This is a genomic window from Psychrobacter sp. CCUG 69069 (assembly GCF_021023115.1).
Classification (GTDB): Bacteria; Pseudomonadota; Gammaproteobacteria; order Pseudomonadales; family Moraxellaceae; genus Psychrobacter; species Psychrobacter namhaensis.
In genome coordinates this window covers 222871-237631 of record NZ_QQAI01000002.1, presented here as the reverse complement: position 1 = coordinate 237631, position 14761 = coordinate 222871, and the positions used below count along the sequence as shown (strand labels likewise).

Here is a 14761-nt window from a genome sequence, read left to right as displayed (position 1 = left end):
CCTATCTATTGCTAGATAGGCTTAAGTTACCTTAAGGGTCACAGCGTTAATGAGATTGAACACATTAACGGTGGCTTTTTAAGGCTTAAACTTCACTGTACCGCTGGTACCAGTAGTCATCGCATCACGAGTCAGCTGATCCTCAAGACGGTTTTTGGCACTGATGGTATCAGGGTCGGGACGATGCTCTGTATGACCACATTGCGTGCACTCGATATACTCATCAGGCGCAGGCGTCACGATGTTGACTTGCACCACCGCATCCATTGCCTGACATTTGGGGCAGCGAACCCCGGCTAAGAATTGACGCTTGGGGCGAGGAGATTGATAGCGCATTTAGCCCTCCTCATGAGAAGCGTGGGCGGCTGCAGTCTCGGTATTATTAGCGTGAGCAAAACCGCTGTGACGCAGCAAGGCATCTATACTGGCACTACGACCACGGAAGTTTTCAAAATTGGTCTTGGCAGGGAAACTACCACCCACTGACAGGATGGTGTCACGGAACGCTTTACCCGTTATTGGATTAAAAATACCGTCTTCTTCAAATTTGCTAAAGGCGTCGGCAGAGAGTAGTTCTGCCCATTTATAGGAGTAATATCCTGCCGCATAGCCACCTGCAAAGATATGGCTAAAACCATTGGCGAAGCGGTTATAGTCCGGTGTCTGCATAACAGCGATATCGCTACGCACTGAATTTAGTGTTGCTAATATACCCTCGTAATCCAGCGCTGGCGTGTGCGCATGAATCAATAAGTCAAACAGCGCAAACTCGATTTGACGCAGCGTTTGCATACCGCTTTGGAAGTTCTTCACGGCCAATAGCGCATCAAGCTTGTCTTTGGGCAAAGCGTCACCGGTTCCGACATGACTGCTGATAAGCGCTATACCTTCTGCATCCCACGCCCAGTTTTCCATAAACTGACTGGGTAACTCGACCGCATCCCACTCCACACCATTGACACCAGAGACATCACCAACGGACACTTGCGTCAGTAAATGATGGAGACCATGACCGAATTCATGGAACAAGGTCAGTACCTCATCGTGAGTTAATAAACTTGGCTTACCATCTAGGGCTGGGGTGAAGTTACCAACCATAAAGCAAACCGGCAGTTGCTGATGGTCTTGGGCCTCATAGCGATAACGCGCCTGAAAGCCATTCATCCAAGCGCCGCCGCGTTTACCACTACGGGCAAATAAATCAAAGTAAAAACCGCCGAGGAAGTGATCGTCTGCATCGAACAACTGGTAAAAATGGACATCGTCATGCCAGCGTGATACAGGTTGGCTATCTGTACCATCGATGCTTTGTGGTTGTGCTTTGATACCGTAGAGACGCTCTACAATCGCAAATAAGCCACTAATGACTTTTGGTAGTGGAAAGTAGGGACGAATTTCTTCTTGCGACAAGCTAAACGCACTTTGCTTGACTTTTTCAGCAAGATAAGCGCTATCCCATGGCTGCAACTCACTAATACCATAATCGCTGGCATACTTTTGCAATTGGGCCAAATCTTGTTCAGCCGTCGGAGTGGCTTGCGCTGCCAAATCGCGTAAGAAAGTTTCAACTTCTGTCACGCTGTCTGCCATTTTTGTCGATAACGACACCTCTGCATAATTACCAAACCCTAATAACTGGGCTTTTTTCTCACGCAGTTGCAGAATTTGGCTCATGATATCAGCATTGTTTAGCGACTCGCCCTTGCTGTTGGTGTGTGTGTCAAACTCAGAGGCGCGAGTGACATAAGCACGGTATAACGTTTCACGCAGACTGCGGTCGTCCGCATGGGTCATGATAGCAAGATAGACAGGTATGTTTAAGCTTGCCACATAATAAGGGGTTGGCAACGCATCGATTTCATCTTGTGTCAGTGCACCGCAGGCAAGCGCGCGTGCTTTATACTGTTCGCCTGCATCTGCCAATAAAGCGAGCCCACTTTCGGTCAGACCTGCTAACTGCTTATCATTCAGCGGTAACGCATAGGCTTGCGTGGCATCCAAAACATGATCAGAAAAAGCCGCTGACAGCGTGGACAGCTCACTTTGAACCGCCGCAAATGTTTCTTGCTCAGCTTTAGGCAATGCCACGCCTGATAGCTCAAAGCTTCTTAGCGCAAGCTCAACCGCTCGCGCACGGGCGGGTGACAGCGAGGCAAAAAACGTCTCATCGTTAATGATCGTTTGGTAACGGCTAAATAACGGCTGATGCTGTCCCACACGTGTGCCATAAGCAGATAGCTTCGGTAGCAGTTCATGATGTACATGACGGGTCTCATCGTTGCTCATGACACTATTTAAGTGCGACAAAATACCCCAGCTGCGATCCAATGCCACATTCATATGATCAAAAGTCATCACATCCGCTAATGCTTGTTCGGCACTGATGTCAACCGTATCACTACTTTGGTCTGTTGCTGCGCTCATTTTGTCTAAAAACGCATTGGCAGCATTGATCGCGTTGAGGACTTCATTTTGTAAGGCTTTTGGCGTTGCACTGGCAAAATCAACGAGGTGTAAGTCTGGAGAAATAGAGTTCATAAAGGTATCCGATAGTATAGTCATAAGTGAGTAGGTTATTATTGAATAAGGTGTCACACATAGGTAGTTGAAAATAAAAGAAGCGCATCTGACTGATGAATGTCCCTACTTGTTCTACGCTTTACATGCACACAAGAGGCGTCGAAAAATCATTCTCAGCAGCACTGTACATTTTAAAGTGAAACGTTTTAGCTTACTGGCTTACCGCCGGAACACATAGCGCACAATGATTCTGATCTCTTTTATCTTCGACAGTTTTACGTATTAGGTATATAAAAGATGGGTTCATTTGGCAAGAATGCAACCTGCATCAGGCCAATGTCGGAGCAGAGTGAGCATTGATGCACAAAAAAGCGCCAAAAAAGCTAGATCGATCTTTTAACAATATAGTTTGTTCTACTTACAAAGCGCTATCATTTGCTTGCAAATTAACCCTACAGCGGCTTAGGTTCAACTGTTAGCATCATTGTAATGGAATACGAAAATAATCCACTGACTCAAATACTAACAGTGTCTGTTTACTAACACTGCCGTTAAAAAATAGCGTGATTCAAAAAGCATTGTTAAAAGAAGGGATTGTGAAAAGACAGTAACATCATAAAGAGTGTCATTATCACGTGTCATATCAGCGGTCAGATAAACAAGGAAGGATTAAAAAATATCAATAAGTATTTATCAATAAATAGAAGGACAGAAACTTATTTCTAAACCTAACAATGATAAGTGGTAGCTAACCAAAAAAATTAACACACAGAAAAATTATAACGTTAAGAGTAAATGATAATAAAACAAGGAGCACTATATATGAAAGCGACTCTCAAAAGTTTACGTCAGACCAAAGCCAATCCTGCGGTAAGTATCTTTGTTAAGACGCATCGTGAGCATCCTGCCAACGATCAAGATCCAATTGCCCTAAAAAACCAATTAAAAGTAGTCGAAGAACGTTTGACCAACGAATATGATAAACGGACGGCGACTACAATTTTAGACAATATCCATGCTAAGACCAATGAGCTTAATCATAACTATAACCTTGATACCTTAGCGATATTTGCGAGTACTGATGATGTGCAAATCATTCGTATGCCAATTGATACAAAAGAGCGGGTGATCATCTCAAATCGCTTTGCGACTCGTGACTTGGTTCGTGATATGGCAAGTTCGGTGCACTATTACACGGTCGTGTTGACGCGTGATAATGCGCGCTTAATCGAAGCATCCAATGATCGCGTCATTAGAGAGTTCGATAAAGATGATGATATCCAAAACAATATGGAAAACATCCAGTTCCCTATCGAGAACAATGGTCTGTACACAACCGGAGATGGGGGTTCTGATCGCTCATCGAATAATGAAAGCAGTCATTTAAAAGAGTTCTTTAACCAAGTAGATAAAAGTGTCCAAGAGCTGTGGGGCGAGCACAAAATGCCTCTCGTCATCGTCGGTGATGCCAAAAACATTGGCTACTATAAAGAAGTCTGTGACCGTCCAGATAACATCATTGCCACCGTCTCAAATGCGACCAATTTAGACGATGGTAACGCTCAGCATATCGTCGATAGCGTCCAAGAAGCGGTAGAAGGATATCGTACGTCGTTACATCAAGCGGCCATGGGAGAGATTGATAAAGCTCGCGGCGCCAGTATGTTACAGACTGATTTACAAGAAATTTATCGCAGTGCTTTCCAAGGAGCGGGCGAGACGCTCTATGTCCGTCGTGGCTATATGCAGCCTGCCACGATCGATGAAAAGGCGCAAACCTTGAGTATGGCAGACGACGCTAGCGCAGAAGGCGTCACCGATGATGCTGTTGGTGAAATCATTGAGCATGTGATTCACAATGGCGGTGAGGCGGTATTTATGCCCCAAGATATCATGGGTGAAGATCAACCGATTGCTCTGGTGACTCGCTACTAATTGGTACTATTTATGAATGATGGTTAATGACGAATTAGCCATTGAGAGAATATAGGTATAATATGAGAGCATTGTTTCGATAAGAATCAATGCTCTTTTTATATCAATGGCCTCTATACTTTTATTTACTTTTGATCATCATTTTGATGAAGTGCTATCAACCCTTATGCTATAAATACTGAGTTTATGACTAATAACATTATGACTAATACCTCCTCTTTTATCCTAACCAGCTACAACATTCATAAAGGCATGTCGCCTATGAATCGTCAGGTGAAACTTCAAGGTATCGCCCAAGCCCTTGATATCATCGGCTCTGATGTGCTGTGTCTGCAAGAAGTGCAAGGTCAAAATCTCAAGCGCAATCTGCAATACAATGAATACCCCGACCAATCACAACATGAATGGTTTGGTGAGTATCTACAATTGCAAAACAGCTACGGTAAAAACTCAGAGTATGAAAATGGTCATCATGGCAACGCGGTGCTCAGCCGTTTTCCTCTAGACCCAAAGCACAATGTCAATATCACCGTCAATAAACTTGAGCAGCGCGGGGTCTTGCATTGTGAGGTGCAGCCAGTAGGGTGGGATAGGCCTGTAGTCGTGTTGTGTGCGCATTTGAATTTGTTTGAGCGTGATCGTATCAAGCAATATGAAGCCATTGCCAATTATATTCGCAACGAGATTGCCAGAGACCAGCCATTGATCTTGGCTGGGGATTTTAATGATTGGAAAAAGATGTCTTGCGATAAGCTTGCCACCAGCTTGGGTATGACCGAGGCCTTTAAAGAATGTCACGGCAAGCTATCGCCGACATTCCCAGCCAAACTGCCTGTGCTGAGTTTAGATCGTATCTATATACGTAATCTAAAAGTTAAAGACGCGTGGGTACACACGGGTAAGCCATGGTCGACATTATCAGATCACTTGCCCATCAGTGCGGAGCTGGCGCTGGTATGACAGAATTTAAAAAAGTACCAAAATAGCCACTAGATTATCGTGGTGGTTTTATAACAAAGTAACAGATACCTATAAGGATATATAACGATGTCTACTCTTTCTAACAAGCCACTACCAACGAGCCAGTGCGCCGTACTCATACGTGAATTTGGTGAACCTGAGGTGATGAAGTATCAGGAGGGTGTCGATATTCCTGAATTACAGGATGATCAGGTGTTGATAAAAGTCGCCTACGCCGGTATCAACCCCGTCGATTATAAAACCCGCCAGGGCAAGGGCTGGGGCGCAGACAATATTCAAAAAGAAAAATTCGACAAAGGCCAGCCTGCCATTTTAGGGTTTGACGTGGCAGGCGAGGTCGTGAGCAGTAACAGCGAGCAGTTTGCGATTGGCTACAGTGTGGCAGCTTTGACTTTTAATGGGGGTTGTTATGCCGAGTACGTGGCAGTCGATGCCAAGCTGTTGGCAAAAGTTCCAGAGACTGTCAGCTTGGAGCAGGCGGGTGCGCTGCCTTGTATTGGCCAAACCGCCCTACAATTTGTGGATTTTGCTGATATTAAAGACGATGAGCATGTCGTGATAAATGCGCCAGCAGGCGGGGTCGGCCATTTACTGATTCAGTTGTTAATGGATAAAGTCACTAAAAATAATAATAAAGTCACCGTCATTTGCTCGCCAGAAAAATATGCCAAACTCGATGAGCTAGTAGATAAGTCACAGCTGACAGGCTGGATCGATTATACCAAGGATGGGGATTTTCCTGAGTTGCAAGCTGATGTGCTGCTCGACTTGGTGGGCGGTGAGGCAGGCGTTCGTGCGCTGAGTGTGCTTAAATCTGGTGGGCGCGTGAATGTGTTACCAACCATTTGGGTCGATAAGCTCAAAGAAGCAGGCGCGCAAAAAAGTTTAGACGTGGCGGGTTACAAAGCGCAGCGTAGTGGCCAAGATATGGCGCGTGTTTTACAGCTCGTTGCTGATGGTACGCTGATCTTAAAGATTCAGCAAACGTACCCGTTATTGGACGTGGTGGCGGCTCATCATGAGCTACAAAAAGGTGATGCTTTTGGCAAAATCGTTTTGAAAGTTAGTTAAAGGAGAGTTGCCGGAAGGTGAGACTGATGCGTCCCGCCGCGACGGTTTTAGTCTTAGTGATAGTGTGCTTCCAAAAGGTTTGAGTATTGCCATGCATGACGATCAGCTGACCTGACTCAAGATAAAGCTCGACTTTATCTTGAGTTTTTTTATGCTTAAAGACAAACTTGCGCGTGGCGCCAAGTGATAAAGAGGCGATGATTGGCTGATTCCCCAGCTCTTTTTCGTCATCCGCATGATACCCCATACCGTCCGCACCAGAAGGATAGTAGTTCAGCAGACAAGAGTTAAAATTCGCTGAAATTCCCACTTTTAACAGGGCTTGCTCAACATACCGTTTTACGGTGACTACGGTGTTTGACCATGGTATGGCGCGACGCGCTTGCCCTGAATAACGGTAGCTTGCATCATCTGCCCCCATCCAGACGATTTGGCGAGTCGTCACATGGGTTTTGCCAAATAGTGTGACGATGTCAGCATGCCACGGCAGCTCCGTTAAAAGGGTGTCATACAGCTCATTAGGTTTATCCATAACAAAACCCAGATCATTCACCTCACCATCATAAGGCAATAAGTTGTCTGTGGGAGCTGGAGCAAAAAGATCGGTCATGGCTAGGCTTATCTATGCTTATTTATTGTTTTCATAATGATCGATGATGACTTGTGCACACCGTTCAGGCGCTTCCATCGGCAGCAGGTGACCATAGTCTGGGAGAGAAATGATGCTTTTGTCAGGCACAAATTTTTGCCACTGTTTACGCACTTTTGCATTAATAAATAAAGTTGGCTTGCCAGTGATCAGAGTATACGGACAACTGAGCTGCTTAAGGGCTGCATCGATATGCGGCGCGGCAAAATAGTTGGCCAGCTCTTGCTCTGGCGCAAACGTAAGCCCATAGCTGCCATCGGGGTTTTTGGTCAAGCTGTGTTCTGCAAACACTCGTAAGTGGTCGTCACTGATACGTCTGTAAGCCCGTTGGCGGCGCAGATGCTCGTAGTAGTTATTGACGTCTGACCAGATAGATCGTTTGGCTCGGGTGCTCTTGAATGGCTCGCGGCCCAGCAAAAGCTTACGTGGCAGCAAGTTATACAGCGTCGCTTGTTTTTTGGTAAAGGTCACAGGCTCTATCAAATAGAGCTGTGAAAATAGCTCGGGGCGTTTGGCGGCGGCCATCGCTGTGGCAGTTGCGCCTTGTGAATGGCCAATACCAACGACAGGCTTATCCTGTGTCTTTTCTAAAAACTCAATAAGAATATCCGCATCTTGCTCGCGTGTGAGGCGATGGTTTTGCGGTTTATCGTACCAATAGCCGCGTAGGGCAAGCGAGCTTATATCAAAGCCCGTCGCCAGTTTACTTAATAGTGGCGTATAAGTGCCCACGGTAAAGCTGTTGCCCGCATAAAAATGCGCTGGGACACGTGTGCGTGTGCCGGAATGTGACGTTTGAGTCAGCTGGTTTAGATCATAGTAGCGCGCTTGTTTACCACTAAGATGAATGCGGTTTGTAAATGCTTCCATAAAATAAACACGTCCTTATGAATGACTTTTTTAATGAGAGTTGACGGTGGTTAGTCAGCTGTCTTCTCCTAAGAAGCCGCCACTTTGACGTTGCCACAACCGTGCGTAGACACCGTTTAGTGACAATAGCTCATCATGGCTGCCTTGCTCGATTATATGCCCTTTGTCCATGACCACCAATCGATCAAGTGCGGCAATGGTAGAAAGACGATGGGCGATTGCAATAACCGTTTTGCCCGTCATCATATCATTTAGGCTCTCTGTAATGGCAAACTCAATCTCAGAATCAAGTGCACTGGTGGCTTCGTCCAACAGCAAAATCGGTGCGTTCTTTAGCATAACACGTGAGATCGCGATACGCTGACGTTGCCCGCCAGAGAGTTTGACGCCGCGTTCACCCACTTGCGTATCGAGACCAGTGTTGCCTTTATCATCGTATAAGTCTTTAACAAAATCCCAAGCTTGGGCTTGTTTGGCGGCCATCATAATCTCCTCATCGGTCGCATCAGGACGACCGTAAGCGATATTCTCACGGACCGTGCGATGCAATAAGGAGGTATCTTGGGTCACCATACCGATCTGTTGGCGTAACGACTCTTGAGTGACTTCATCGATGGCTTGTCCATCGATCAGGATTTTACCGCTATCCACATCAAAAAAGCGCAATAATAAGTTAACGAGAGTAGACTTTCCTGCGCCTGAGCGCCCCACCAAGCCGATCTTCTCTCCTGGTTTGATGTCCAAATAGAAGTTATCGAGCAGTTTGATAGTGTTAGGTGACGCTGGGGCATTGATGGTATTGGCAGGTTTGCCCTTAACATCATCGCTGTCGTTTTCATAGCTAAAATCAACGTGATCAAAGACGATATGACCGTCCGTGACTTTTAAGGCAGGCGCATTTGGTTTATCCATGATCGTCTGCGGAGCGGATAAGGTGCGCATGCCATCTTGTACCGTCCCGATACTTTCAAATAGACTGGCGGTTTGCCACATAATCCAGCGCGTCAGACCATTCAAACGTAGGGCCATCGCTGTTGCGGCAGCAATCGCGCCCACACCAACCGCTCCTTGTTGCCACAAATACAAACCAATACCCACCGTGCCGCTGACTAAAATCACACTGATAAGATGGGTCGAGACTTCTAAATAGCTGACCCAGCGCATTTGTGCATGAACGGTACCTAAAAACTGCCCCATGGCGTTTTTGGCATAACTCAGCTCACGGCGCGAGTGACTAAACAGCTTAACTGTCATGATATTGGCATAAGCGTCGGTAATACGGCCCGTCATTAACGCCCGAGCATCTGCTTGTACAATGGCCGTTTGTTTGAGTTTGGGAATAAAGTACCAAATAGTGAGCGCAACTAAGATGAGCCAAACAATAAACGGAATTAATAACAGGCTGTCGAGATTAAATAAGATGACACCTGAGGTGATAAAATAGACAGTGACATACATAAACATGTCGGTCACGGTCATCACCGTATCACGAACTGCCAGCGCGGTTTGCATCACCTTGGCTGAGACGCGCCCTGAAAATTCATCTTGATAAAACTGCATCGATTGTCCAAGCATGCGCTGATGAAAACGCCAGCGCATCTGCATTGGAAACACACCTTGCAAGGTCTGAAAATGTACAAATGATGACAATGCAATCCATATGGGACTCAGGATCATGACCGCCAGCATCAAGAGCAACATGTCGCCTTTTTCTAGCCATAGATTCTCTGGTGTATAAACGCCCAGCCAGTCGACGATATTACCGATCCAAGCGAACAACATTGCCTCATAGATACCGATACCCGCAGACAAAATCATGAACAACAATAGCCAGCCGCGTAAACCCTTGGTACACGCCCACATAAATTTTAGCATGCCATCACGAGGTGACGGCAGCGGCATGGGTGTCTCAGGAAACGCAGGTAAGCGGTTTTCAAAAAAGCGAAATAGAGCATTCATAGGCAGTCATAAAACATCAATAGCAGTACGCCAAAATCAACGACATTACTCGTTATTTTGAATCTTTACTGTTGTTATTAGGGTTGCGCACTATTTTAGCAAAATTCGCAATTAGACCTGCATGCTAATTGTAATTTGACCGCTGCCGTTGTAGTCACAAGCCCTTGTTATTATCCGAAAGACAAAAGCCAATAAATAGATTGCTGTGTAAGACATACTTTGTTACATTCTCTGATTTCAATCTGTTTAAGTGTCTCTATCTGTTTACAGTCATGGATAGATAGAACGTTGGCTTGGCTTAAGTAGAGTTAGCCTCTTACTCTGAACATGAGGATAGTCAATCCGCAAAAATTGCGGTGCAAAAAGCAAAAGGTAGAAGCGCATGATGTATTTAACGATAGCGGTGCTTTGCAGTGTCGCCGTTTCCGTGTTACTAAAAATATTACGACAAAAAGAGGTGGATATACGCCAAACCATCGTCGCGGGTTATCCCGTCGCGTTTTTGCTGACTTGGTTTTTGCTAAAACCCGATGTCAGCGCAGTGAGGACGCTTGGCGATGCGTGGGGTATTATTATCGCGCTTGCTGTGCTGCTGCCAGCTGTGTTTATCGTCCTTGGGCGCGCCATTGAGGCGGTCGGTATGGTCGCAACCGATGCCGCTCAGCGTTTATCTTTGATCATTCCGATCGTGGCCGCTTTCTTATTGTTTGGTGAGCTGCTGACGGGTACGCGTGTGTTGGGACTGGTATTAGGGTTTTTGGCACTAGGAGCGCTGATCTATCGTCCACAGCAAGAGCACGCTGATATTAGCAAAGACGCCAAACGTACACCGCTTTGGTTGTTTGGCGTATGGGCGGGTTATGGCGTTATCGATATTTTATTTAAGCAAGTTGCCAAGCAGGGCGCGGCCTTTCCACTCACGTTATTTGTCAGTTTTGGTTTGGCAGGGCTGTTGTTGTTGATCTACCTGCTCATCACTCGGGTGCGCTGGCAGGGGAATGCGCTGGTAGCGGGGTTATTATTAGGCGCGCTTAACATGGGAAATATTTATGCTTATGTGCGGGCGCATCAAGTGTTGTCCGAGTCTCCAAGTATCGTTTTTACGGGTATGAATGTGGGGGTCATCGCGGTCGCTACATTGATTGGGGTCGGGGTGTTTAAAGAAACCCTAAACCGTATGAATGTCATCGGCCTATTACTCGCGATTGGCTGTGTGGGCGTACTGTTTTTGGTTTGATGATTTTCGCTTAAAATCTGGCAGAGGTAAGCAGTTTTACAAAAGCTTTAACGTATCAGATATAGGCAGGGAGGGCGTCCTATGATAAGGTTATCTATAAGCAGTAAGGCTGGTTTAGGCTGACAAGACTCTGTTTATTTTATGATGTTTGATTTCAATAACTAAAAATAGGATGCCCACTCAATGGAATACGAAAAGCAATTACAGCGCATAAAAAACGGTTCAGGTTTCATTGCAGCACTTGATCAAAGCGGCGGCAGCACACCAAAAGCCCTAGAAAATTATGGTGTGAGTAGTGCTGATTATGATAACGACGAAGCAATGTTTGACTTGGTGCATGAGATGCGTGCCCGTATTATGACTTGTGATGCTTTTGATAGTGAGCGGGTGCTTGGGGCGATTTTATTCGAAGACACCATGGAGCGTGAAGTCAACGGTAAACCGACGGCCAACTATCTGTGGGAAGACAAAAACATTGTGCCGTTCTTAAAAGTGGATAAGGGTCTGGCTGAAAAAATGAGCGGTGTACAAGTCATGCGGCCGATGCCAAATTTAGATTTGCTATTAGATAAGGCAAAAAACTATCCTGTATTTGGCACCAAAATGCGCTCTGTGATTTACGAGCCAAGCGCCGATGGTATTGAACTGGTCGTGCAGCAGCAGTTTGATGTGGCAAAGCAAATACTCTCAAAAGGCTTGATGCCAATCGTTGAGCCAGAAGTGGATATTAACAGTGCCAAAAAGCACGATTGTGAGCTGCTGTTAAAGGCAGATATCTTGCGTAATCTGGAACGCTTAACTGATGATCATCAAGTGATGTTAAAGCTGACACTGCCGGAAGAATCAGGCTTTTACCAAGCGCTGGTTGATCATCCAAAAGTGCTCAAAGTAGTGGCGCTATCAGGTGGCTACAGCCGTAGTGAGGCGTGTGCTAAGCTCAAACAAAACCCAGGTATGATTGCGAGCTTCTCCCGTGCTTTTACTGAAGGCTTAAGCCGTCAGCAAAGCGATGATGAGTTTGCTGAGACCATCACAACTTCAATCGAAGAAATCTATCAGGCATCAAAAGTGTAGTAGTCACCCATAAAGCAGTATAAAAAGCCCTACTAAATAAGTGCATAAATACTTAAATAGTAGGGCTTTTCTTGCTTTAAGTGTATAGGTTATTAAGCTTACACCTCTTTATATAACTGACGTCCTTCCTTGTTATATTTTGCAGTCATCTCTGCCATACCTTGACGTATTTCTTCAGCGCTGGCCGCACCCACTTGTCCGACAAGCTCAGTATCCACTTCTTTGATCAGATGGTCCGCATCGGTCAAATTACCCGTTTGCGGCGTTACCTTTTTATTAGCCACCTCTTGATCCAGTCCCGCTGCATACTCGCGCACGTTTTGCGTAATCTTCATCGAGCAGAATTTTGGGCCACACATAGAGCAAAAATGCGCAGACTTATGCGCGTCTTTTGGTAGCGTTTCGTCGTGATATTCGCGTGCGGTGTCTGGATCAAGCGCCAGATTGAACTGATCATCCCAGCGGAACTCAAAGCGTGCTTTAGACAAGGCATTATCACGCGCCTGCGCACCGGGATGGCCTTTGGCAAGGTCGGCTGCGTGGGCCGCAATCTTATAAGTGATGATACCGTCTTTGACGTCTTTTTTATTGGGCAGACCCAAATGCTCTTTTGGCGTGACGTAACAGAGCATCGCTGTGCCAAACCAGCCAATCATCGCAGCCCCTATGGCACTGGTGATATGGTCATAACCGGGGGCGATATCAGTCGTTAACGGTCCTAACGTATAAAAAGGCGCGTCTGCACACAGCTCAAGCTGCAAATCCATATTTTCTTTGATACGGTTCATCGCCACGTGACCAGGGCCTTCAATCATCACCTGTACGTCATGCTCCCATGCCACTTTGGTCAATTCGCCAAGTGTCCGTAGCTCGCCAAATTGCGCCTCATCATTGGCGTCTTGCAAGCAGCCGGGACGCAGACCATCACCCAAGCTAAACGCCACGTCATACTGCTTCATGATCTCGCAAATGTCTTCAAAATGTGTGTACAAAAAGCTCTCTTTATGATGGGCCAAGCACCACTGTGCCATGATAGAGCCACCGCGTGAGACGATACCTGTTAAGCGTTTGGCAGTGAGCGGCACATAGCGCAGCAGTACGCCAGCATGAATGGTGAAGTAATCCACTCCTTGCTCTGCCTGCTCAATCAAGGTGTCACGAAATATTTCCCACGTCAGATCTTCTGCCACGCCATCGACTTTTTCTAATGCTTGATAAATCGGTACGGTACCAATCGGCACTGGCGAGTTACGAATCAACCATTCGCGGGTTTCATGAATGTGGTTGCCCGTTGATAAGTCCATAATGGTATCCGCGCCCCAACGCGTGGCCCACGTCATTTTTGAGACTTCTTCATCGATAGAAGAGCCAAGCGCTGAGTTGCCAATATTGGCATTGATTTTGACCAAAAAATTGCGTCCGATGATCATGGGTTCGGATTCAGGGTGATTGATATTGTTTGGGATAATGGCGCGTCCAGCAGCCACTTCACTGCGTACAAATTCAGGCGTGATGATTTTTGGTGTGTTGGCACCAAAGCTCTCGCCATCATGTTGGCGCATGTCGGTCAGCTCATGCTGCTTTTGTGTCTCGCGAATGGCGATATATTCCATCTCAGGAGTGATGATGCCGCGACGCGCGTAGTGCATTTGCGTGACATTTCCTGACAAGCTGTCGCCCGTTTTAGCGCGACGTGGTTTATCGATATGAGCAAACCTTAGATTGGCCGTACTGATATCGCGAGCACGCGCTTGCCCGTATGAGCTAGACAGCCCGCTTAGTTGTTCGGTATCACCGCGCTCATTTATCCAGTTTTCACGCAGCTTTGGCAGTCCGCGTGTGAGGTCAATATCAACATTGGGATCGGTATAGACGCCTGAGGTGTCATACACATAAAACGGTGGGTTATGTTCGCCATCTTTGTTACCGGTGCCGCCAACAGGGGTATCAGCCAAGCTGATTTCACGCATGGGTACTTGGATATCAGGTCTTGAGCCTTCGATATAGACCTTACGGGAGGCAGGTAGGATACGATGCAGGTCGCGGGCGTCTTCTTCGAAGCGTGCGTCACTTGCCGCGCGGTGGGCAGGCGTTTTTAGAGCGTCTGCTTTTTTGTCTGATTTGACAGTGGTGGCGTCAGCGGACTCTGACGTAAGCGGTGTGTGATGGGCTGGGTTAGGCGTTTGAGCCTGTTGTGTCATTGCGGTGGTGTCTGAGATAGTCATATGCTGTCCTAGCGTGTTGGTTTTTGAATAAAAGCAACACCGCCAGTAGCTGCGGGGGCAAGTCTCCATCATCTAGACAAGTTTATATTATGAGTACACGGCTGCGACCAAAAAATATCGTCACAGGTGATGGTCATCAAATATTGGACGCAGCTTTATATCCTCTCTCGTATCTGGACATGCGTTACGCATATTAAGACAGTAGTGATGATACAAATGTATTTCTACGCGTCCTTTGTC

General features: G+C 46.4%; 11 protein-coding genes. 5 read left to right on the top strand and 6 right to left on the bottom strand.

Annotated elements, in window-relative coordinates; all coding sequences use genetic code 11:
* Positions 1 to 78: 78 nt before the first annotated feature.
* Both DVY93_RS02905 and DVY93_RS02900 read right to left on the bottom strand, forming a co-directional pair.
* On the bottom strand, positions 79 to 336 hold the full coding sequence (locus DVY93_RS02905; protein WP_230708940.1) for a YheV family putative metal-binding protein: 258 nt from the start codon (positions 334 to 336) through the stop codon (positions 79 to 81).
* Positions 337 to 2538, bottom strand: coding sequence for a M3 family metallopeptidase (locus DVY93_RS02900; RefSeq protein ID WP_230708938.1), 2202 nt, complete (start codon positions 2536 to 2538; stop codon positions 337 to 339).
* Positions 2539 to 3342: 804 nt separating this feature from the next.
* Between DVY93_RS02900 and DVY93_RS02895 the strand changes: the two genes are divergently transcribed.
* The 3 genes from DVY93_RS02895 (at position 3343) to DVY93_RS02885 (ending at position 6507) form a co-directional block, all read left to right on the top strand.
* Positions 3343 to 4455 (top strand): AOC03_06830 family ribosome hibernation factor, encoded by a 1113-nt coding sequence (locus tag DVY93_RS02895; RefSeq protein ID WP_198334591.1) that lies wholly within the window; start codon positions 3343 to 3345, stop codon positions 4453 to 4455.
* A gap of 201 nt (positions 4456 to 4656) precedes the next feature.
* Complete coding sequence (locus DVY93_RS02890) at positions 4657 to 5415, top strand: endonuclease/exonuclease/phosphatase family protein (protein ID WP_193005644.1); 759 nt, start codon at positions 4657 to 4659, stop codon at positions 5413 to 5415.
* 87 nt (positions 5416 to 5502) lie between these two features.
* Complete coding sequence (locus DVY93_RS02885; RefSeq protein WP_230708936.1) at positions 5503 to 6507, top strand: NADP-dependent oxidoreductase; 1005 nt, start codon at positions 5503 to 5505, stop codon at positions 6505 to 6507.
* Here the strand turns inward: DVY93_RS02885 and DVY93_RS02880 are convergent.
* From DVY93_RS02880 to DVY93_RS02870, 3 genes are read right to left on the bottom strand one after another with little or no spacing between them, the layout of a single operon-like run.
* On the bottom strand, positions 6500 to 7117 hold the full coding sequence (locus DVY93_RS02880) for an alpha-ketoglutarate-dependent dioxygenase AlkB family protein (protein WP_230708934.1): 618 nt from the start codon (positions 7115 to 7117) through the stop codon (positions 6500 to 6502). The two genes, DVY93_RS02885 and DVY93_RS02880, sit on opposite strands and share 8 nt — an antisense overlap.
* 18 nt (positions 7118 to 7135) lie before the next feature.
* Positions 7136 to 8026: an alpha/beta fold hydrolase gene (locus tag DVY93_RS02875; RefSeq protein WP_230708932.1), complete on the bottom strand. Its 891-nt coding sequence runs from the start codon at positions 8024 to 8026 to the stop codon at positions 7136 to 7138.
* 54 nt (positions 8027 to 8080) lie between these two features.
* Positions 8081 to 9985: an ABC transporter ATP-binding protein gene (locus tag DVY93_RS02870; RefSeq protein ID WP_198334588.1), complete on the bottom strand. Its 1905-nt coding sequence runs from the start codon at positions 9983 to 9985 to the stop codon at positions 8081 to 8083.
* Between the two features lie 382 nt (positions 9986 to 10367).
* Between DVY93_RS02870 and DVY93_RS02865 the strand changes: the two genes are divergently transcribed.
* On the top strand, positions 10368 to 11222 hold the full coding sequence (locus DVY93_RS02865) for an EamA/RhaT family transporter (RefSeq protein ID WP_230708930.1): 855 nt from the start codon (positions 10368 to 10370) through the stop codon (positions 11220 to 11222).
* A 183-nt stretch (positions 11223 to 11405) separates the two neighbouring features.
* The gene (locus DVY93_RS02860; RefSeq protein ID WP_193005638.1) at positions 11406 to 12296 is read left to right on the top strand and encodes a fructose bisphosphate aldolase; all 891 of its coding nucleotides are present in this window, start codon (positions 11406 to 11408) and stop codon (positions 12294 to 12296) included.
* A 98-nt stretch (positions 12297 to 12394) separates the two neighbouring features.
* Here DVY93_RS02860 and thiC read toward each other — a convergent pair whose 3' ends face one another.
* On the bottom strand, positions 12395 to 14521 hold the full coding sequence (gene thiC / locus DVY93_RS02855) for a phosphomethylpyrimidine synthase ThiC (protein ID WP_230708928.1): 2127 nt from the start codon (positions 14519 to 14521) through the stop codon (positions 12395 to 12397).
* Positions 14522 to 14761 lie beyond the last annotated feature (240 nt).